Raw genomic sequence first — 19,613 nt, 5'->3', positions numbered from 1 at the left:
ATGGCCCCTCGCGTGGGGTAGGTGGCAGGTTGTTGACGGACTCCCGCAGGCTAATAAAACACCATGTCGGGTGATGGCGGCGTAGCCATTTCCCATCATTTTGTATTTGAGCTTCGTACAAAACCCAAGGAGAGATCATGACAACACAGACTAAGATCGTTTGGACCAAGATCGACGAGGCCCCCGCACTGGCAACCTACTCCCTGCTCCCCATCGTCAACGCCTTCACCAAGGCAGCCGGCGTCGAGGTCGAGACCAGGGACATCTCCCTGGCTGGCAGGATCATCGCGAACTTCCCGGAGAACCTGACCCCGGAGCAGAAGATCGCGGACGAACTGGCTTACCTGGGCGAACTGACCCAGAAGCTGGAAGCCAACATCATCAAGCTCCCCAACGTCTCCGCCTCCATTCCGCAGCTCAAAGCGGCCATCGCCGAACTGCAGAGCCAGGGGTACAACATCCCCAACTACCCGGAAGAGCCCAAGACCGATGAGGAGAAAGCGCTGCACGCGCGTTTCGCCAAGGTGCTCGGTTCCGCCGTCAACCCGGTGCTGCGTGAAGGCAACTCCGACCGTCGCGTCGCCAAGGCCGTTAAAGAGTACGCCAAGAAGCACCCGCACAAGATGGGCGCCTGGGCTTCCGACTCCAAGAGCCACGTTTCCAACATGAGCGCGGGCGATTTCTACCACTCCGAGAAGTCGGTGACCCTCAAAGAGGCCACCACCGCCAAGATCGAGTTCGTGGACAACCTGGGCAACGTCACCGTGCTCAAGGAGAAGCTCCCGCTGCAGGCTGGCGAGGTGCTGGACGGATCCTTCATGAACGTCCGCGCGCTGCGTAAGTTCATCCAGGAGCAGATCGACGACGCCAAGGCCAAGGGGATCCTCTTCTCCGTGCACCTGAAGGCGACCATGATGAAGATCTCCGACCCGGTCATCTTCGGTCACTTCGTCTCCGTCTACTTCAAGGACGTCTTCGAGAAGCACGAGGCGACCTTCAAGGAAATCGGCGTCAACGCCGACCTCGGTCTGGGCGACCTCTACAAGAAGCTCGACAAACTGCCGGCAGGCAAGAAGGCCGAGATCGAGGCCGACATCCAGGCCACCTACGCCAAGCAGCCGCCGCTGGCTATGGTTGACTCCGACAAAGGGATCACCAACCTCCACGCCTCCAACGACATCATTATCGACGCCTCCATGCCGGTCGTGATCCGCGACTCCGGCAAGATGTGGGGCCCGGACGGCAAACTCGCCGACACCAAGTGCGTCATTCCTGACACCTGCTACTCCGAGTGGTACCAGGAGTGCATCGACTTCTGCAAGAAAAACGGCCAGTTCGACCCGACCACCATGGGCGCTACCTCTAACGTCGGCCTCATGGCACAGAAGGCGGAGGAGTACGGCTCCCACGACAAGACCTTCGTGGCTCCGCTTAACGGCACCATGCGCGTCGTCAACGCCGCCGGCGAAGTGCTGATCCAGCACCAGGTCGAGCAGGGCGACATCTGGCGCGGCTGCCAGGCGAAGGATCTCCCGATCCGCGACTGGGTCAAACTCGCCGTAAGCCGTGCCCGCGCCACCGGCGCTCCGGCCGTGTTCTGGCTCGACAAGAACCGCGCCCACGACGCCCAGATGATCGAGAAGGTGAATGCTTACCTGAAGGACCACGACACCACCGGTCTTGAGCTCCACATCATGTCCCCGGTTGAGGCGATGAAATTCACCCTGCCCAGGGCCAAGGCTGGCAAAGACACCATCACCGTGACCGGCAACGCCCTCAGGGATTACCTCACCGACCTGTTCCCGATCCTCGAGCTCGGCACCTCTGCGAAGATGCTCTCCATCGTTCCGCTGCTCGCGGGCGGCGGCCTCTTCGAAACCGGTGCGGGCGGCTCCGCTCCGAAGCACGTACAGCAGTTCCAGCAGGAAGGCTACCTGCGCTGGGATTCCCTGGGCGAGTTCCTGGCCCTGGCCGTTTCCCTCGAGCACCTGGCAGCCACCTTCAAAAACGACAAGGCAGCGCTCCTCGCCGAGACCCTCGACGCCGCCAACACCAAGTTCCTGGACCAGAACAAGAACCCGGCTCGTAAGGTTGGCCAGATCGACAACCGCGGTAGCCACTTCTACCTGGCCATGTACTGGGCTGAGGCGATTGCCGCCCAGACCAAGGACGCCGACCTCGCCGCCAAGTTCGCCAAGGTCGCGAAGGCGTTGCAGGAAAACGAAGAGAAGATCAACGCCGAACTCATCGGCGCACAGGGCAAGCCGGTCGACATGGGCGGCTACTACCACCCGAACGATGCCAAGACCGAAGCCGCTATGCGTCCGAGCGCAACCCTGAACGCGATTATTGACTCTATCGTCTAAGAAGCGTAAACAGTAGTTTTCCGTGTACGACAGACATCTCATTCAATTAACGGAGGAACAAAACATGGCACGTAAGAAAATCGCACTTATCGGTGGTGGTCAGATTGGCGGCGTACTTGCTCAGCTTGCAGCTCTGCGCGAACTGGGTGACGTGGTAATGTTCGACATCGTTGAAGGCCTGCCGCAGGGCAAGATGCTCGACATCGCAGAAGTCGGTTCGGTTGACGGCTTTGACTGCTGCCTCAAGGGCACCAACAGCTACGAGGACATCCAGGGCGCCGACGTCGTCATCGTCACCGCAGGTCTGCCCCGCAAACCGGGCATGAGCCGCGACGACCTGATCGAGGTCAACTCCAAGATCATGACCTCCGTCGCGGAAGGTATCAAAGCCCACGCACCGAACTCCTTCGTCATCGTCATCTCCAACCCGCTCGACGCGATGGTGACCCTGTGCCAGAAGATCACCGGCTTCCCCTACAACCGCGTCATCGGTCAGGCCGGCGTACTCGACTCCGCACGCTTCAAGACCTTCATCGCTTGGGAACTGGGTGTTTCCGTGAAAGACGTGAACGCGATGACCCTGGGCGGCCACGGCGACGACATGGTGCCGCTGGTGCGCTACGCCTCCGTGAACGGCATCCCGGTCATGGAACTGCTCGAGAAGAAGTACAAGGACAAGGCCAAGGCCAAAGAAGTCATGGACGCCATGGTCAAGAGGACCCGCGGTGCAGGCGGCGAGGTTGTCGCACTGCTGAAAACCGGTTCCGCATTCTACTCCCCGGCTTCCTCCGCCATCTGCATGGCTGAGTCCATCCTGAAAGACCAGAAGCGCGTCCTCCCGACCTGCGCCTACCTGAACGGCGAGTTCGGCGTGAAAGGATTCTACGTCGGCGTTCCCTGCGTCCTGGGCGAGAACGGCGTCGAGGCGATCCTCGAGTTCGAACTGGATGCCGAAGAGCAGGCCATGATGGACAAGTCGGTTGCCGCCGTTAAGGAACTCGTTGGTTCCATGAAGTAAGAGGCAGCTTACGTGGTACTACAGGGGGTAGGGAGGTTTCCCCTCTCTACCCCCTTTTTACAAAAAACATACCGTTTGGGCCAAAATCCGAGCACTTGCATTTTGTAAACACTATGTGTTATAACCCCACAATTTGCACAGCCTGCGAGGGCAATTTGTCAAAGGAGCTACGTTGATGGAGAAAACACCGGCGAACATCGAGATCATCGAGAAGTACTGCAAGGGGTGCCACATCTGTGTGGAATTCTGCCCCACCAAGGTCTTGGAAATGAAGGGCTTTGTGGCAAGCGTCAAGAACCTTGAGGCCTGCATCAAGTGCATGCAGTGCGAGCTGAGATGCCCTGATTTTGCAATCAAAGTATCGTAAACAATCTTAGGAGGTATGAAAGTGGCTAAAAAAGTTGCATTCCTTCAGGGGAACGAAGCTGCCGCACAGGGGGCACTCTACGCCGGGTGCACGTTCTTCGGCGGTTATCCGATTACACCCTCTACCGAGGTGGCAGAGGTTATGTCTGTCGAGCTTCCGAAGATCGGCGGTAAATTCATCCAGATGGAAGATGAGATCGGTGCCATGGCTTCCGTCATCGGCGCTTCCTTGACCGGCGCTAAAGTACTGACCGCGACCTCCGGCCCGGGCCTTTCGCTCAAGCAGGAGCTGATCGGCTACGCCTGCATCGCTGAGACCCCGTGCGTCATCGTCAACGTCATGAGGGGCGGCCCGTCCACCGGTATGCCGACCGGCCCTTCCCAGTCCGACGTCATGTGCGCCAAGTGGGGCACCCACGGTGACCACCCGGCCATCTGCCTCACCCCGGCTTCCGTGCAGGAACTCTTCGAAGAGACCGTGCGCGCCTTCAACCTGGCCGAGAAATATCGCACCCCGGTTATGGTTATGCCGGACGAGATCGTGGCCCACATGCGTGAGCGCATCGTGTTCCCGGAGCCGGGCGAACTGGAAGTCATCAACAGGACCGCTCCGAGCGTTTCGCCTGCCGAGTACAAGCCGTACGACACCAGCTTCGGCGACGTACCGCCGCTGGCAGCTTTCGGCAGCGAGTACCGCTTCCACGTGACCGGCCTCAACAAGGGCCAGGACGGCTTCCCGACCACCAAGGCTGCCTGGGTGCAGGCCGAGGAAGAGCGCCAGGTGCGCAAGGTCGACGCCAACATCGACGACATCGTCCAGTTTGAAGAGTACGAACTTGCCGACGCCGAAGTCGCCATCGTTGCCTACGGCTCCACCTCCCGCTCCGCCCGTTTCGCAGTGAACGAGGCCAGGAAGCAGGGGATCAAGGCCGGCCTGTTCAGGATCAAGACCTTCTGGCCGTTCCCGGAGAAGCAGATCGCGGCTCTTGCCGGCAAGGTGAAGGCGTTCATCACCCCGGAGATGAACCTCGGTATGTGCACCGGCGAAGTGAAGCGCTGCACTGAAGGCAAGGCGGCGGTCCACGGCATCTTCCGCGTTGACGGCGAGCCGATCAACCCGGGGCAGATCCTCGAAAAGATCAAGGAGGTTAAGTAACATGTCTTTTGATTACGATAAGTACATCCGTCCCGGCAAGCTGCCGCACATCTGGTGCCCGGGCTGCGGTCACGGCATTGTCATGAAAGGCCTGATCCGCGCAATCGACACCCTTGGTCTTCAGAAGAACAACACTGCCATCGTTTCCGGCATCGGCTGCGCATCACGTCTCCCCGGCTACATGGACTTCTGCACCTTGCACACCGCGCATGGCCGCGCCGCCGCTTTCGCAACCGGCGTCAAGATGGCCAAGCCGGAGATGAACGTCATCCTGGTGGGCGGCGACGGCGACGGTACCGCGATCGGCGGCAACCACTTCATCCACGCCTGCCGTCGTAACATCGACATGACCTACATCATCATGAACAACAACATCTACGGCATGACCGGCGGCCAGTTCTCCCCCTGCACCCCGACCGGCGCCAAGGCGTCCACCACCGTGTACGGCAACCCCGACCCGGCGTTCGACGTCGCCAAGCTGGCCATCGGCGCGGGCGCTACCTTTGTCGCCCGTGGCACCGCGTACCACGCGACCCAGATCGACAAGCTGATCGCCGAAGCGATCCAGCACAAAGGCTTCTCCGTGGTCGAGATTCTGGACGACTGCCCGACCACCTACGGTCGCCGCAACAAGTTCAAGTCCGTCATCGAGATGATGAACCGCCTGAAGGACATCGCCGTTCCGGTCAAGGCCGCCGAGAAGATGACTGCCGAGCAGCTCGAAGGCAAGATCCTCACCGGTGTTCTGTACAAGGAAGAGCGTCCGAACTACACCGACGAATACGCGAAGGTCATTGAGCGCGCCAAGAAATAACAAAGGAGGAGAACCTCAGATGTCTCAGAGATATGAAATCAGATTTTCCGGGGCTGGTGGGCAGGGTCTCATCCTCGCCGGCGTCATCATGGCAGAAGCCGCTTCCATCTACGACGGCAAGCAGGCAGTTCAGTCCCAGAGCTACGGCCCGGAGGCAAGGGGTGGCGCATCCAAGTCGGAGGTCATCGTTTCCGACACCATGATCGACTACCCGAAAGCGACCGTGGTCGACGCGCTGCTGGCGCTGACCCAGGAAGCAGCCGACAAGTACTCCCACGACCTGAAGGAAGGGGGCGTACTGCTGATCGACTCCGACCTGGTGAAGAACATCCCCAAAGGGAACTTCAACACCGTTGCCTTCCCGATCATCAACACCGCCAAGAACGAAGTTGGCCGTGAGATCGTGGCCAACATCGTGGCGCTGGGCGCCATGGTGGCACTGACCGGTGTGGTCACCAAAGAAGGCGCCGAGAAAGCAGTCCTGGCCCGCGTGCCGGAGGCTTTCATGGAGCTGAACAAGAAGGCGTTCCAGATGGGCTACGAGAAAGCCATCGCAGCACGCGCCTAATTGTCCTGACATCCAGTGACACAGGAAAGGTCCGGCCTCACAGCCGGGCCTTTTTTTTATCTCACGCAATACCGCAACAACGCAAGGAAGGTAAAAGGTAAAGCCTTCGAACTGTCACGGTCTCTTTCTGTGGTAATCCTTGCGGGCTTTGCGCATTGGCGCCTTTGCGTAAGGTGGAGTGTCGGAGGCGTTGAAGTTTGTCCGTCATCAGTTATAAAGAATAGGCCACTGATACACTTCGGCCCATAAAGGACAAAAGCATGCCCCAGGAACTGTGCCACCTTGCCCTCAGACAGACCCTTGATCTCATCGGGCTGACCGACGAGGCGCTGAAGGACCTGACGCGCCGCAAGTTTAGCAGCGACGAACTGTACCGCGAGGTGCTCGGCAAACTGCTCGGCGGCAACGGCCGCCGTGGCCCGAGCGGTATCCTGATTGCCAACGAAGGCCCTGGTAAAGTCTGCTGCAACGGCCGAGTTTTCCATTTGCGGCACGGCGAACTCCTGGAGCAATCCGACCAGATCACCATCGAACCTGGCTCCACCTACGCCAGCAGCCTCATCATGGTAGAGGGGGGTAGCGAGGCGGTGGCACTCAACTGGTCGGATAGCTGCGCCAGCGTCGAGGAGTTCCAGACCTTCTTCCATCCCGAGGTGGTGGCCGCCATGGGGGAGCCCATCCTCAATTTCGTGAGCTGCCGCATCAGCGGCGATGTGCGCGGGGTGATCGAAGCCTTCAACTATGCAGGCCACGTCACCGAATACGATGCCGACGTGCTCAGAAGCGCAGCCGTCATGATCGGGTCGCTGCTCACCGTCTCCAACGGTATGCGTGAGACAGAGCATGCCTTCCACTACACCATTCAGGCGCTGGCACGCGCCTGCGAGGCCGCCGAGCCCGATACCGGCCGCCACATCGTGCGGGTGAACCGCTACGCCGGAGCGCTCGCAGCAAACATGGGGTTCAATGCAGATTTCGTTGAGGACATGTCCCTGTCCGCCCAGATGCACGACGTCGGCAAGATCCGCATCCCGACCGAGATCCTGCTCAAGGAGGGGAGGCTGACCCCGAGGGAAATGAAGCTGGTGCGCCAGCACCCTGCTTACGGCTCCGAGATCATTGGTGACTCCCCCAAACTACGCATTGCCAGAGAAATCGCCCTCTCGCACCACGAGAACTGGGATGGCACCGGTTACCCCAAGCGCCTCAAGGGAGATAGGATCCCGATCTCCGGCCGCATCGTCAAAGTCGCCGATGTGTACGACGCATTGCGCTCGCGGCGGAGTTACAAGGGAGCCATGAGCCACCGGGAAACGCTCGATGTGTTTAGAAACGGTGATGACCGGATTAACCCCGCTGCCCATTTCGACCCAGCCGTCCTGGCAGCGTTCTTCCGGATCGAGCACATGTTCGAGATGATCTACGACAGCTCCGTCCTCAAGATCGGCCTGGACCGGACCGTCAAGCCTGCGAAGAATAAAGAGTAGGAGTAGGAGTAGGAGTAGGAGTAGTGAAGTAGTGAAGTAGTGAAGTAGTGAAGTAGTGAAGTAGTGAAGTAGTGAAGTAGTGAAGTAGTGAAGTAGTGAAGTAGTGAAGTGGGGGAGTGGGGGAGTGGGGGAGTGGGGGAGTGGGGGAGTGGGGGAGTGGGGAAGTCTTGACCATTAGCGGTACACGTGCCCAAACGTTCCCCCCTTTTGCGAAGGGGGGACAGGGGGGATTTGCCTTTGTCCTTTCCCCCGAGTCATAAAGAAAGCTTCCTGAACTCAGCCACCCTATGCTGCATGATGACCTGCTGCAGCTTTTCCGGTGGGACCTCTTTGTCCAGCAGCACCGGATCAATCCCCAACTGCGCTGCGTTCATCCTGGCCACCTCCAGCGCCACCTCCCATCCCGGCATGGTGGCATGAAAGTCCGCGGCCACCTGCAATGGCAGGAAGTTCTGAATCCCCCCCTTGATGGCATTCAACGCCAGCCTGATCCTAGTTGAATCGCGTAACTCCTCCCAGCGGTTAGCATTGTTGTGCAGCCTGTTGGTCGCCTGCAGTGCTCGTTGCAGCGCGACCGGCAGACGCAGCCTCTTGCAGAAGGCCGGCACCTGCTCTGCACCCAGCGTGTCGTGACCGTGATGCTTGGGGTGGAGTTCCGGCGGCGTGTAGAGCTTGCCGAGATCGTGGAAGAGAGCGCAGAAGCGGGCGGTGGTGTCCGGGGTCAGGTGTGCCATCCGCTCCAATACCTCCAGCGAGTGGGTGAACAGGTCCCCCTCAGGGTGATGCTGAGGCGGTCCCGCAATGATCTCCGTCATCCTGAAGATCTCGGGGAGAAAGTTGCTGCCGATACCGAACTCCACCATGCGGCGGAAAAAGCGGGACGGGTCCGGCTTGGCCATAGCCTTCAGCATCTCCTGAGAGAATCTCTCCACCGGGATTCCCTGCAACTGCGCAAACCACTCCTGGTTTTTCAGGAGCGCTTCCGCCTCGGCATCGAGGTGCCACCCTTCGCACTCGAAGCGGAAGGCGCGCAGAATGCGCAAGGGGTCATCGGTGAGGCTGGTGGGGCTGCAGCAGCGTAGGATACGCGGCTCGAGGTCGGGTTGGCCGCCAAGAGGATCAACGAGCTGCCCGTCCAGTGACATTGCCATGGCGTTAACCGTAAAGTCGCGCCGGGACAGGTCGTCGGGAAGGGCGTCCAGCGCAGGGAGCCAGGTCACCTCGATTTTGCCGAAGGGTTCTTTGAAGCGGAAGTAGATGTTGGGGGTGCTTTTGGACTCCACCAGGCGAAAGCCAAGGGCGGAGAGTTCAGAGATGGGAACGGCCGCTGCCAGGTCCACGTCCTGGCACTCGACTCCGAGCAGCACGTCCCGCACCATGCCGCCAACCATGAAGATGGAAGAGTGCAGATGGTCGGGGAAGAAAGATTTCAGTTTCTGGATTATCTGGTCCACGGAAACCTCTGCAAATTAGAGGCGTGATTTTTGAGAACGGCAGCGGATAGCCCCCTCTCCCCCCGGGAGAGGGACGGGTGAGGGCGTCGCCATGAAGAGAGATGTTGCCTCTGCAGCACCCCCACCCGGCCTGCGGCCACCCTCTCCCACGGGGAGAGGGTACCATCGTCACCTTTGCGTCTTTGCGCCTTTGCGTGAGGAGCAGCTTTTAGAGTTTTTCCAACAACGCCACATCCTCGACGTGCACCGTCTGAGGGAACATGTCCACCGGCTGTATCTCCAGCGTTTTGTAGCCTAGCCCTGCCAGGATGTCCAGGTCGCGCGCCAGCGTCTCCGGCGAACAGGAGACGTAGATGATCCGTTGCGGCTTGATAGAAGCCACGCTCTTCAGCACCTTCTCGTCGCACCCCTTCCTGGGCGGATTGAGCACGATGAGATCGGCACCACCTTCCTCGCCGATCTCGTCGATGAGGTGCACGGCATCACCGGCCTCGAAGCTGCAGTTGTCGGCGCGGTTCATGGCCGCGTTGGCGGTGGCGTCGGCGACGGCCGCATCCACCACTTCGATTCCCACCACTTCGCGGGCGCGGTCGGCGAGGAAGAGCGATATGCCGCCGATGCCGCAGTAGAGGTCGATGACCCGCTCCTTGCCGGTCAGACGTGCGAAGTCGCGCACCTTTTCGTAGATGATGCGGGCCGCGCCGCTGTTGACCTGGAAGAAGGAGTGCGGGGACAGGTTGAAGCTCTTGTCGCCGATGTAAGCCTTCAGCGTCTGCGCCTTGGTTATGGAACGGTCCTTGTGGCCGAAGATCACGTTGCCGGTCGAGGTGTTGATGTTCTGGGCCACCACCGCGACTTCAGGCACTGCTTGCTGGATGAACTTGGCCAGGTGGTGCATCTCGTTGTACCCCTCGTCGGTGGTAACAAACACCACCATGACCTTGTTGCTCTGCTCGGCCACCCGCACCACCAGGTACCGCAACAGCCCCATTTCGCTCTTGGGGTTGTAGATCTGCACCTTTCCCTTCTTGATGCCGGCCTTGGCCGCCTTGACCACCTTGTTGATCAGCGGGTGGTGCAGGGCGCAGTCAGCGATCTCGAGCACGTCGTGGCTGTTGCGCCGGTAGATGCCGATCACCGGATCGATGTTTTTTCCTGCCACCACCAGCTTGGCAGTGTTGCGGTAGCCCAGTTCGTTGGGAGAGGCGATGGTGTCGTGGATCACCGCATCGGAGAGCGACGGGTACTTTCGGATCTGCCTGGCAACGAGCCCCTTCTTCCAGGTGAGCTGGGCCGGATAGTTCATCTGCATCAGGCCACAGCCGTCACAGGCCCGGCCCATGGTGCAGGCGGGGGAGGGGGCGCGGTCGGGTGAGCGTTTCAGTATCTTTATGATGTTGGCAAAGGATTCGCGGCGTCCCACGTAGGTAATTTTCACCACCAGGGTTTCACCGGCGATGCCCCCCGCGACCAGGATCCTAGTTCCCTCGTTGTAGGCGACGCCGTAGGCCTCGTCGTTGTTGGCCTGTATCTGAACTTCCAGCACCTGGCCGCTACGCAGCGTGGGCTGACGTTCTTCCTGGGTGCGGGGCCTGTCGGAAGTCCTCCCCTTGGCTTGCCTGTCGGTGCCTTTATTCTCGGTCCGCTTGGCTGACTTAGCCGGCGCGTGCTCGCGCTGTTCGTGTAACTTCCCCGCTGTGGAGCGAGGCTTGTTCGCGGTAGAGTGGTCAGCCGAAGCGGGGCGATCCGTTCTTGCACCCGATTTTTTCGCCGCGGGAGCGGTGGGAGTTTCCTTGCGATGGGGTTTGGGACTGTCGAATTGCTTTGGTTTTCTGGTATTTTTCATCCCTCATACTTAAAGGGAAAACCAAGCCATGTCAACCGCCGAATTTTCACGGACACTTGCAGAGTCCGGGGCAAAAGTTACACTCAAGCCTGGCGCCGCTGTATCAGTCCTCAGAGAGCGGTAGAACGTGAGAAACGGTTTACGTTACGGAGGCATCCCATGATTTTTCTCTGGCGGAGTCTACTGTTGTGCCTGGTGTCGGCACCTCTGTGTACGGCATCGCTCCAGGCGAAGGAGGTAAAGGTGTCGCAACTGAAACTTACCAGCAACGCATTCAGTAACTCTGGCAGTATTCCCGTCGCGTTTACCTGCGACGGCACCGACACGAGCCCACCACTCGCCATCGCGGGAGTCCCCAAGGAAGCCAAGTCGCTCGCTCTCATCATGGACGACCCTGATGCCCCCGGCGGAACCTGGGTGCATTGGCTGCTTTGGAACATTGATCCGTCCACCACCCAGATTGCCCAGGGGACGTTGCCCGGCGAGGCACAGCAGGGTGTGAACAGTTGGCGGCGCAAAAACTACGGCGGACCGTGTCCCCCCTCTGGGCAGCACCGTTATTACTTCCGGCTCTACGCGCTCTCCGAGCGCCTGAACCTCTCCGGCAACAGCACCAGGAAGGAGCTCGACCAGGCGATGCGCGGCAAAGTCCTGGCGCAGGCCGAGCTCCTTGGGGTCTATGCACACCGCTGAGGGCCTAGTAGGCGAAGCAATCGCAGCCGAGGTCCCAAAGGCGCCGCTGCCGCGGCAGCCAGATGCGTGTGTGGCGGTGCGCAGGTTCCGCCTCTTTGCGCGCCACGTGGTTAGTCGAGGCCTCATCGCGGTGGTAGCCGTTGTAGCGTCCTACCGGCGACCAGTCCGGGCTCACCGGCAGCGGCGGTACCAGGTTACCGAACTCCTCGCCGCCGTACACCACCTTGCCGCCTACCACGGTCAGCACCGATTCGATCGCCTTGATATCCTTCTCGGGGACCTCGAAGTAATCGGCCGAGAGCACCGCCAAGTCGGCGAGGGCGCCGGGTGTCAGGATCCCCTTCTTACCCTCCTCGCCGGAAAACCAACTGCTCCCCTCCGTGTACAACCTCAGCGCCTCCATGCGGCTCAAGTGATTGGCCTCGGGGTAAAGCAAGGTCCCGCCGATGGTGCGCCCGCTCACCATCCAGTACAGCGACAGCCACGGGTTGTAGCTCGCCACCCGCGTCGCGTCGGTGCCGGCACCTACCGGGATGTCCAGCGCCATCATGCTGCGGACCGGCGGGGTGTGCGCCGTTTCCCTCTCACCGTAACGGTCGAGGAAATACTCGCCCTGGAAGGCCATCCGGTTCTGGATTGCGATGCCGCCCCCCAGTGCCTTGACCCTCTCCAGGTTCTCGGCGCTAATGGTTTCGGCGTGGTCGAAGAACCAGCGCAGTCCGTTGAAGGGGACGTCACGATTTACCGCTTCGAACACGTCCAGGAAGCGCGTGATCGACTCGTTGTAGGTGGCGTGCAACCGGAACGGCCACCGCTTCTCAGCCAGCAATCGAACCACAGAGGTAAGTTCCTCCTCCATTACGGCCGGGAGATCCGGCTGCGGTTCCAGGAAGTCCTCGAAATCGGCAGCCGAGAACACCAGCATCTCGCCCGCGCCGTTTAACCGCAGGAAATCGTCGCCCTGTCCCGGTTCTGTCATGGTGACCCACTGCGAGAAATCGGCCAGCTCACCTTTGGGGTGTTGCGTGAACAGGTTGTAGGCGATACGCAACGGAAGCTCCCCCGCCTTGGCCAGTTCCTGGATTACACGATAGTCGTCCGGATAATTCTGGAAGCCACCTCCGGCATCTATGGCACTGGTCAGCCCGAGCCGGTTCAACTCCCTCAGGAAGTGGCGCGTCGAGTTCACCTGGTCCTCGAAATCGAGCTTTGGCCCCTTGGCAAGGCTCGCGTAGAGCAGCATGGCGTTCGGCTTGGCGATCAGCAGCCCGGTGGGATTGCCGTTTCGGTCCCGCTCGATCTTTCCCCCCGGTGGGTCGGGCGTGTCCTTGCCGTAGCCCAGGGCATGCAGCGCGGCCCGGTTCACCAGGGCGCGGTCGTACAGGTGCAGGATGAAAACCGGGGTATCTGGTGCCGCCAGGTTCAGTTCGTCGAGAGTGGGCATGCGCCGTTCTGCGAACTGGAATTCGGTCCAGCCGCCGATGACCCGCACCCATTGCGGCGGCGGGGTGCGCTTTGCCTGCTCCATCAGCATTTCCAGCGCCAGCGCCAGCGACGGCACCCCGTCCCAGCGCAGCTCCATGTTGAAGTTGAGTCCCCCACGGATCACGTGTATGTGCGAGTCGTTCAGCCCCGGAATAACCCGGCGCCTTTTTGCGTCGATAACCTGGGTGTTGTCATCCGCTGTCGCGGTCAACTCCTCGCCGCCGAGAGCCTCAACCTTGCCTCCCCTTATTGCGATACTAGAAGCCTCTGGAGTGCCTTGCTCCAGTGTGCTTATTCTTCCGTTATGTATGAGCAGGTCTGGTCCCTTCATTATTGTGCCTCCCCAAAAGACACAGGCAGGGGACTGAGCCCCTGCCTGCCGAACATACAGCCCTTTAAATCCTGAAAATGCATCAGCCCCTGTCCATTCTCCCTCTCCCCCCGGGAGGGGGGCGGGGTGAGGGCGTTGCCACGAAGTGCCAAATACCCTCACCCGGCCTTCGGCCACCCTCTCCCAAAGTGCGAGGGTATATAGACACCTTGGGGATGGGCAATCCTATTTCAGGATGCTCGCGCGGCTGGCCGGCGCACCATGCACCATGGTGTAGGCGTACTCCACCCCCTGCCCGTAGGCGCCGCAATGTTCTTTCACCACGGAGATGACATCGTCGTAGGTTTCTTTGCGGGCCCATGTTCTCTGGTACTCCAGCATTACCTGCAGCGAGGTCATCGGCACCGCCCCGGCCTGCTCGATCCGGCGCATGGCGGCGTTGTGCGCGGCGACACTGGTGCCGCCCGAGGCGTCTTCTACCGCGTACACCTCGAAGCCGGCCTTCATGGCTTCCAGGACAGGAAAGGCGAGGCACACCTCCGTCCAGAGCGCGGCCATGATCAGCTTGTTGCGCCCTGTGGCCTTTACCGCCTCAACGAACTTCGGGTCATCCCAGGAGTTCATGGAGTTGCGCTCGATGATGTCGTTGTCCGGGAAGATGTCCAGGAGCTGGGGCCACATGTTCCCCGAGAAGCTCTTGGTCTCAACGGTGGTGAGAATGGTTGGAATGCGGAAAATCCTGGCGGCCTTGGCCAAGATCATGACGTTGTTGAAAAGTGTTTGCCGGTCGATACTGGCAACGCCGAAAGTCATCTGAGGCTGGAAGTCGATGAAGATGACCGTGCTGTTGGTTGGATTCAGCAGATCCAATTTACTCATGACAGCTACCTCCTGTGTCTTTTACCTCCAATAGGCACAGTATAGTCCTCCCGCTAATTAGTGGCGCAGGAAATCGCCGTTCGCCGTTGCTGCGTGCAATGACGGTGGGGGGTGATCCTTCCTTGCTTTTCCCCATAGATTTAGCTAGTATGTCCCGCTATGAAAAAGCTCACCCGGCAGATAAAAATAGGCAACGTGCCGATCGGTGGCGGCGCTCCCTGCTCCGTACAGTCCATGTGTTCCACCGACACGAGAGACGTGACCGCGACCCTGGGGCAGATCGGTCGTCTGGCCGAGGCAGGCTGCGAGATCGTGCGCTGCGCGGTCCCTGACATGGACGCAGCAAAAGCCCTGGCCGCCATCAAGGCCGGCAGTCCCATGCCGCTGATCGCCGACATTCACTTCGACTACAAGCTGGCCCTGCAGGCGCTCGAATCTGGCGTCGACGGGCTGCGCCTGAACCCCGGCAACATCGGCGAGCGCTGGAAAGTGGCCGAGGTGGTCAAGGCTGCCGCCGAGCGGCAGATCCCGATCCGGATCGGTGTCAACGGCGGGTCGCTGGAGAAGGAGCTCTTGGTCAAGTATGGGCATCCGACACCTGAGGCGATGGTCGAGTCGGCACTGGGGCATGTGAGGATACTGGAAGAGCTCAACTACCGCGAGATCAAGATCTCCATCAAGGTGTCCGATGTGCTGCGGACGCTGGAGGCATACCGACTCCTCTCCGAAGCGGTGGATTACCCGCTGCACATCGGTGTGACCGAGGCCGGCACCATCTTCTCCGGCACCATCAAGTCCTCCGTCGGCTTGGGTATCCTGTTGCACCAGGGCATCGGCGACACCATGCGCGTATCGCTCACCGGCGATCCGGTGCACGAAGTGCGTGTTGCCTATGACATCCTGAAGTCGCTGGGGCTTAGGCAGCGCGGCATCAACTTCGTTTCCTGCCCCACCTGTGGCAGGTGCCAGATCGATCTCATCCCCGTAGCCGAAGAAGTCGAGCGTCGCCTGGCACACCTGGACAAGAACATCACCGTGGCCGTCATGGGGTGTTCCGTGAACGGACCTGGCGAGGCGCGCGAAGCCGATTTCGGTATCGCCGGCGGCAGGGGAGAAGGATTGTTGTTCAAGCACGGCGAGATCCTGCGCAAAGTTCCCCAGGATAAGCTTGCCGATGCGCTGATAGAAGAAGTGTTGAAACCTTAAAACCTGAAACCATTCACAAGGAGGAAATCTGAGAACGTCTGAGAAAACCTAAGACTTACATGTTTTTCTCCGTCTTTGTAGTCTCAGATTTCCTCAGATGTTCTCCTTGTGAGAGGTTTTGCTTTTTGCTTTTAAATTCACTTAGAGGTCGAACGAATGCGTTATTCCCAGTATTTCATCCCCACCGTCAAGGAAACCCCCTCTGACGCGGAGGTCATCTCCCACAAGCTGATGCTGCGCGCCGGCATGATCAGGAAACTCGCCGCCGGCATCTACAACTACCTGCCGCTGGGGCTGCGCTCCATCCGCAAGGTCGAGCAGATCGTCCGCGAGGAGATGAACCGGGCCGGCGCGATCGAGCTCCTTATGCCCGCCGTACAGCCGGCCGAACTCTGGAAAGAGTCGGGGCGCTGGGAATTCTACGGCAAGGAACTGCTGCGCTTCAAGGACAGGAAGGACGCCGAGTTCTGCATGGGGCCGACCCACGAGGAAGTCATTACCGACCTGATCCGCAAGGAGATCCGCAGCTACCGCCAGATGCCGATCAACCTGTACCAGATCCAGGGCAAGTTCCGCGACGAGATCCGCCCGCGCTTCGGCCTCATGCGCGGCCGCGAGTTCATCATGAAGGACGCCTACTCCTTCGACGTGAACGAGGCTGGTGCGGACGTCTCCTACGAGAAGATGTACAAGGCCTACCGCCGCATCTTCGAGCGCTGCGGCCTGAAATTCCGTGCCGTCGAAGCCGACACCGGTTCCATCGGCGGTAACTACTCCCACGAATTCATGGTGCTCGCCGACTCCGGCGAAGACGCTATCGTCTCCTGCTCCTGCTGCGAATACGCGGCCAACATGGAGAAAGCAGAGACCAAAAGGAACGACGCGGTGGAGCACGCCGACCCGCGCTCGATGGAGCATGTTGCCACCCCCGGCCGGAAAAGCATCGAAGACGTCTCCGCATTCCTGGGCGTGAACGCGACCCAGGTCGTGAAGACCCTGGTGCTGGTCGCCGACGGCGAACCGGTCGTGGCGCTTGTGCGTGGTGACTACGATCTCAACGAGATCAAGCTGAAGAACCATCTGGGCGCTGCCGAACTCGAGATGGCAGAAGACGACGTCGTCCTCAAGGTGACCGGTGCTCCCACCGGCTACGCGGGCCCGGTCGGCCTGGTCGGCAAGGTGAAGGTCGTTGCCGACCTCTCGTTGCAGGGGATGCACAACTTCGTCACCGGCGCCAACGCCGCCGACACCCATCTGAAGAACGTCAACATCGGTCGCGACTTTCAGGTGGAAGGGTACGTCGACATCAGGAACGTAGTCATCGGCGACGCCTGCCCGCGCTGCGACAGCGGCAAGCTGGAGATCTGGCGCGGCATCGAAGTCGGCCATGTCTTCAAGCTCGGCACCAAGTACTCCAAGGCCCTCAACGCCAGCTTCCTCGACGCCAACGGCAAAGAGCAGATCATCTTCATGGGGTGCTACGGCATCGGCATTGGGCGTACCGTCGCCGCCTGCATCGAGCAGAACCACGACGAGAACGGCATCATCTTCCCGATTCCGATCGCGCCGTTCCACTGCATCGTTTCCGCGCTTTCCGCAAAGGACGACGAAGTGAAGGTCGCCTCCGAGCAGATCTACAACGAGCTCATGGAAGCAGGCGTGGAAGTGCTGCTCGACGACCGTGACGAGCGTCCCGGCTTCAAATTCAAGGACGCCGACCTGATCGGCATCCCGCTGCGCATTGTCGTCGGCGCCAAGACGCTGGCAGAGGGCAACGTGGAGCTTAAGGAGAGAAGGGGCGGCGAGGTGGAGATCCTCCCGATAGCCGAAGCCGTAGCCAAGGTGAAGGCCGCCGTGAAAGAGGCGCTGCAGGCATAATTAATAAGCGGAACACAGAGGACACAACGGTGCTCAGAGGATAAAGAGAGCGGAAGTGGTTTCCTCTGAGACCTCTGTGGACCTCCGGGCCCTCTGTGGTTAGCTTCAGAATTTAAAAGGATTCAACTATGACCAGAGAAGAAGCAATCAAGAAGATCATATTCGCCATGGACGTGAAGGAATTCAGTGACGTCCAGTACTGGGCGGAGCTCCTTTCCCAGCACGTCGGCATGTTCAAGGTCGGCAAGCAGCTCTACACCGCCTGCGGCCCCGCCGCGGTCCGCATGATCCAGAAGTGCGGCGGCGAGGTGTTCCTCGACCTGAAATACCACGACATCCCCAATACCGTCGCCATGGCTGCCCTCGAAGCCGCCAATCTCGGCGTCCAGCTCTGCGACCTGCACGCCATGGGCGGTTACGAGATGATGAACACAACCATGGAGACCCTGGACAAGAACTTCAGCGGCTGCACTCCGCGTCCCAAGGTGCTCGCCATCACCGTGCTCACCTCCTCCAACGAGGAAACCCTGCGCGGTATCGGCATCGACCTCCCGGTCCCCGAGATGGTTGTGAAGCTCGCCAAGCTGGCCAAGAGTGCTGGCGTCGACGGCGTTGTCGCCTCCCCCCAGGAAGTGGGACTGATCAGGGAAGCCTGCGGCAACGACTTCCTCGTGGTCACCCCGGGAGTTCGTCCCAACTTCGCCTCGGCCGACGATCAGAAGCGTATCATGACCCCGGCCGAAGCCGTCAAGGCGGGCTCCGACTACCTCGTCATCGGTCGTCCCATCGCCGCCGCCCAGAGCCCGGCTGAAGCCGCCCAGAAGATCGTCGACGAAATCGTCGCCGGCTAGACCCGAACCTGCTCTTCCCCCCGGAGGGGGGAGGTTTGGAGGGGGGCAGCGGTCTACCTGTAGGGGCGATTAATCATTCGCCCCCCCCTCAGACCGCGCGGCTGATAAAATTGCACCATCGACGGAGCTTCCCGTGAGCACAAATTCTCACGTCAGGGAGCTCCACCTTTTTGAGGGCTTAATATGTCAAAAGAAGAAATCATCTACGGCCTGAACCCGGTCACCGAAGCCTTGCGCGGCAGTCGTCGCATCTTCGAACTTTTCGTCGCCGGCACCAGCGCCGACAAGCGCCTGGAGAAGCTCTTAAAGCTGGCCGCCGACAAGAAGGTCCCGATCCGGCAGCGCGAGAAGGGCGACTTGAGCCGTTTGTGCGGCACTGAGCACCATCAAGGCGTCGCCCTGAAAGTCGAGCCCTTTCCCTACGCCGATCTGGATGACCTGCTGGCAGGACTCGAAGGCAACCCGAGCGGGCTGATCCTTGTTCTCGACAGTGTACAGGACCCGCACAACCTTGGTGCGCTGATCCGCAGCGCAGCGTGCGCCGGCGCCCATGCCGTCGTCATCCCAAAAGACCGCGCCGCAGGTGTCACCGCCGTAGTCGAGAAATCCTCTGCTGGAGCCACCGAGACGGTAGCCGTCGTGCAGGTCACCAACATATCCCAGGCGCTGGAAACGTTGAAGAAGAGTGGTTTCTGGATTTACGGCGCCGACGGCTCTGCCAGGAGCACCTTGTATCAGCAGGACTTCACCGGTCGAGTCGTCCTGGTGATCGGTGGGGAAGGGGAGGGGATCCGCCCCCTGGTCCGGAAGGGATGTGACGAAGTGGTTAGCATCCCCCTTCAAGGAGGAGTTAACTCTTTGAACGCCTCAGTAGCAGGAGGCATTTTCCTTTTCGAGGTCGTGCGTCAGAGGCTTTGCAGCTAGGGTAGAAGGATGGAAGGAGGCAAGGGATCTAAGATCAAGTGATTTGCAGTTACCCCTTTTATCCCCTTTATCCCTGTTCGCTTTCATCAAATGTTTACATTGACTTGTGAGGAATCGTGTAGTATAAAGGTCAAGTTGTTCGTGACGCGGGGTGGAGCAGTCTGGTAGCTCGTCGGGCTCATAACCCGAAGGTCATAGGTTCAAATCCTATCCCCGCAACCAAACGATTACAAGGGGGTAGCCGTAATGGCTAACCCCTTTTCTCGTTCCATGTGTACCATGGGATTCAGT

The 19,613-nt window shown here is 60.1% G+C and carries 16 protein-coding genes and 1 tRNA gene; 13 read left to right on the top strand and 4 right to left on the bottom strand.

Translation table 11 applies throughout. The features are described from left to right. Positions 1 to 137 precede the first annotated feature (137 nt). The 7 genes from K7R21_RS08915 to K7R21_RS08885 all read left to right on the top strand — a co-directional run bounded on the left by K7R21_RS08915 (position 138) and on the right by K7R21_RS08885 (position 7,775). Positions 138 to 2,366: an NADP-dependent isocitrate dehydrogenase gene (locus tag K7R21_RS08915; protein ID WP_224982909.1), complete on the top strand. Its 2,229-nt coding sequence runs from the start codon at positions 138 to 140 to the stop codon at positions 2,364 to 2,366. 64 nt (positions 2,367 to 2,430) lie between these two features. Then, entirely contained in the window at positions 2,431 to 3,384 is a 954-nt protein-coding gene (mdh, locus tag K7R21_RS08910; protein WP_216500652.1) for a malate dehydrogenase, read from the top strand. A gap of 175 nt (positions 3,385 to 3,559) precedes the next feature. Further along, entirely contained in the window at positions 3,560 to 3,751 is a 192-nt protein-coding gene (locus K7R21_RS08905; protein ID WP_129126504.1) for a 4Fe-4S binding protein, read from the top strand. A 21-nt stretch (positions 3,752 to 3,772) separates the two neighbouring features. Next, positions 3,773 to 4,906 carry a 2-oxoacid:acceptor oxidoreductase subunit alpha gene (locus K7R21_RS08900; RefSeq protein WP_224982908.1) on the top strand — a complete coding sequence of 378 codons (1,134 nt, stop codon included), beginning with the start codon at positions 3,773 to 3,775 and terminating at the stop codon, positions 4,904 to 4,906. A gap of 1 nt (position 4,907) precedes the next feature. Next, entirely contained in the window at positions 4,908 to 5,720 is an 813-nt protein-coding gene (locus K7R21_RS08895) for a 2-oxoacid:ferredoxin oxidoreductase subunit beta (protein ID WP_129126502.1), read from the top strand. A 19-nt stretch (positions 5,721 to 5,739) separates the two neighbouring features. After that, on the top strand, positions 5,740 to 6,288 hold the full coding sequence (locus K7R21_RS08890; RefSeq protein WP_224982907.1) for a 2-oxoacid:acceptor oxidoreductase family protein: 549 nt from the start codon (positions 5,740 to 5,742) through the stop codon (positions 6,286 to 6,288). Between the two features lie 260 nt (positions 6,289 to 6,548). Next, on the top strand, positions 6,549 to 7,775 hold the full coding sequence (locus K7R21_RS08885) for an HD-GYP domain-containing protein (RefSeq protein WP_224982906.1): 1,227 nt from the start codon (positions 6,549 to 6,551) through the stop codon (positions 7,773 to 7,775). A 254-nt stretch (positions 7,776 to 8,029) separates the two neighbouring features. On the opposite strand, the gene K7R21_RS08880 is transcribed toward K7R21_RS08885, so the two are convergent. Then, positions 8,030 to 9,229, bottom strand: coding sequence for an HD domain-containing protein (locus K7R21_RS08880; RefSeq protein WP_224982905.1), 1,200 nt, complete (start codon positions 9,227 to 9,229; stop codon positions 8,030 to 8,032). Positions 9,230 to 9,437: 208 nt separating this feature from the next. Next, complete coding sequence (gene rlmD, locus K7R21_RS08875) at positions 9,438 to 11,075, bottom strand: 23S rRNA (uracil(1939)-C(5))-methyltransferase RlmD (protein WP_224982904.1); 1,638 nt, start codon at positions 11,073 to 11,075, stop codon at positions 9,438 to 9,440. Positions 11,076 to 11,318: 243 nt separating this feature from the next. Between rlmD and K7R21_RS08870 the strand changes: the two genes are divergently transcribed. After that, positions 11,319 to 11,768 carry a YbhB/YbcL family Raf kinase inhibitor-like protein gene (locus K7R21_RS08870; RefSeq protein ID WP_224982903.1) on the top strand — a complete coding sequence of 150 codons (450 nt, stop codon included), beginning with the start codon at positions 11,319 to 11,321 and terminating at the stop codon, positions 11,766 to 11,768. Between the two features lie 4 nt (positions 11,769 to 11,772). Here the strand turns inward: K7R21_RS08870 and K7R21_RS08865 are convergent, their stop codons facing one another. Together K7R21_RS08865 and K7R21_RS08860 are read right to left on the bottom strand one after the other, a co-directional pair. Beyond that, positions 11,773 to 13,584, bottom strand: coding sequence for an amidohydrolase (locus K7R21_RS08865; RefSeq protein WP_224982902.1), 1,812 nt, complete (start codon positions 13,582 to 13,584; stop codon positions 11,773 to 11,775). A gap of 225 nt (positions 13,585 to 13,809) precedes the next feature. Beyond that, entirely contained in the window at positions 13,810 to 14,463 is a 654-nt protein-coding gene (locus K7R21_RS08860) for a hydrolase (RefSeq protein WP_224982901.1), read from the bottom strand. 159 nt (positions 14,464 to 14,622) lie between these two features. Here K7R21_RS08860 and ispG point away from each other — a divergent pair, with 159 nt between their 5' ends. The 5 genes from ispG (at position 14,623) to K7R21_RS08835 (ending at position 19,544) form a co-directional block, all read left to right on the top strand. Next, the gene (gene ispG, locus K7R21_RS08855; protein WP_224982900.1) at positions 14,623 to 15,669 is read left to right on the top strand and encodes a flavodoxin-dependent (E)-4-hydroxy-3-methylbut-2-enyl-diphosphate synthase; all 1,047 of its coding nucleotides are present in this window, start codon (positions 14,623 to 14,625) and stop codon (positions 15,667 to 15,669) included. Positions 15,670 to 15,825: 156 nt separating this feature from the next. Continuing rightward, positions 15,826 to 17,547, top strand: coding sequence for a proline--tRNA ligase (locus K7R21_RS08850; RefSeq protein WP_224982899.1), 1,722 nt, complete (start codon positions 15,826 to 15,828; stop codon positions 17,545 to 17,547). Positions 17,548 to 17,675: 128 nt separating this feature from the next. Further along, positions 17,676 to 18,398: an orotidine-5'-phosphate decarboxylase gene (pyrF, locus tag K7R21_RS08845; protein ID WP_224982898.1), complete on the top strand. Its 723-nt coding sequence runs from the start codon at positions 17,676 to 17,678 to the stop codon at positions 18,396 to 18,398. 183 nt (positions 18,399 to 18,581) lie between these two features. Next, the gene (gene rlmB / locus K7R21_RS08840) at positions 18,582 to 19,322 is read left to right on the top strand and encodes a 23S rRNA (guanosine(2251)-2'-O)-methyltransferase RlmB (protein ID WP_224982897.1); all 741 of its coding nucleotides are present in this window, start codon (positions 18,582 to 18,584) and stop codon (positions 19,320 to 19,322) included. Between the two features lie 145 nt (positions 19,323 to 19,467). Then, positions 19,468 to 19,544: transfer RNA gene (locus K7R21_RS08835), tRNA-Met, on the top strand. Positions 19,545 to 19,613: the final 69 nt, after the last annotated feature.

The sequence above is a fragment of the Geomonas agri genome, assembly GCF_020179605.1.
GTDB classification, from domain to species: domain Bacteria; phylum Desulfobacterota; class Desulfuromonadia; order Geobacterales; family Geobacteraceae; genus Geomonas; species Geomonas agri.
This window is presented reverse-complemented; position numbering and strand designations above follow the sequence as displayed.

What these genes read in the sequence shown, in the direction of transcription:
- K7R21_RS08865 (WP_224982902.1), bottom strand. Translation starts at nt 13,584, where the DNA reads ATGAAGGGACCAGACCTGCTCATACATAACGGAAGAATAAGCACACTG.
- K7R21_RS08895 (WP_129126502.1), top strand. Translation starts at nt 4,908, where the DNA reads ATGTCTTTTGATTACGATAAGTACATCCGTCCCGGCAAGCTGCCGCAC.
- K7R21_RS08905 (WP_129126504.1), top strand. Translation starts at nt 3,560, where the DNA reads ATGGAGAAAACACCGGCGAACATCGAGATCATCGAGAAGTACTGCAAG.
- K7R21_RS08850 (WP_224982899.1), top strand. Translation starts at nt 15,826, where the DNA reads ATGCGTTATTCCCAGTATTTCATCCCCACCGTCAAGGAAACCCCCTCT.
- pyrF (WP_224982898.1), top strand. Translation starts at nt 17,676, where the DNA reads ATGACCAGAGAAGAAGCAATCAAGAAGATCATATTCGCCATGGACGTG.
- rlmB (WP_224982897.1), top strand. Translation starts at nt 18,582, where the DNA reads ATGTCAAAAGAAGAAATCATCTACGGCCTGAACCCGGTCACCGAAGCC.
- rlmD (WP_224982904.1), bottom strand. Translation starts at nt 11,075, where the DNA reads ATGAAAAATACCAGAAAACCAAAGCAATTCGACAGTCCCAAACCCCAT.
- mdh (WP_216500652.1), top strand. Translation starts at nt 2,431, where the DNA reads ATGGCACGTAAGAAAATCGCACTTATCGGTGGTGGTCAGATTGGCGGC.
- K7R21_RS08890 (WP_224982907.1), top strand. Translation starts at nt 5,740, where the DNA reads ATGTCTCAGAGATATGAAATCAGATTTTCCGGGGCTGGTGGGCAGGGT.
- K7R21_RS08860 (WP_224982901.1), bottom strand. Translation starts at nt 14,463, where the DNA reads ATGAGTAAATTGGATCTGCTGAATCCAACCAACAGCACGGTCATCTTC.
- ispG (WP_224982900.1), top strand. Translation starts at nt 14,623, where the DNA reads ATGAAAAAGCTCACCCGGCAGATAAAAATAGGCAACGTGCCGATCGGT.
- K7R21_RS08915 (WP_224982909.1), top strand. Translation starts at nt 138, where the DNA reads ATGACAACACAGACTAAGATCGTTTGGACCAAGATCGACGAGGCCCCC.
- K7R21_RS08885 (WP_224982906.1), top strand. Translation starts at nt 6,549, where the DNA reads ATGCCCCAGGAACTGTGCCACCTTGCCCTCAGACAGACCCTTGATCTC.